The sequence below is a fragment of the Escherichia sp. KCJ4928 genome, from assembly GCF_004352695.1.
Lineage (GTDB): Bacteria > Pseudomonadota > Gammaproteobacteria > Enterobacterales > Enterobacteriaceae > ECMA0423.
This window is the reverse complement of record NZ_SJWV01000723.1, coordinates 1-285: the sequence shown is the minus strand read 5'-3', so window position 1 is coordinate 285 and position 285 is coordinate 1. Positions and strand designations below refer to the sequence as shown.

Sequence of the window (285 nt, the reverse complement as noted above, 5' to 3'; positions counted from 1 at the left end):
ACATGAAGCCACGAAATGCTTCCTCACCAGCCTCCCGGGCTTTACGGTACTCCCGGTACAGAAAAGCCTCATCCACCGAATAACCGAGATTCGGATTGACCATGGCGAGGTTTTCCATCAGCAGGTGAGCCCCGCTTTCCACCATTTCAGGAGGGTGTTCAAATATCACCGGCAGAAAGTGCGGATCATGAATTTTGCCGTCACGGACATCCCGGGCGTACTGCAGTTTCTGTCTGAACACCCCGGCTGGCGGCTCATTCGACTGGGTGGTCGTATACACCACAA

The 285-nt window shown here is 54.4% G+C and carries 1 pseudogene; it reads right to left on the bottom strand.

The features are described from left to right. Positions 1-285: pseudogene (locus tag E0D98_RS26445) on the bottom strand (terminase large subunit); the annotation flags it as partial.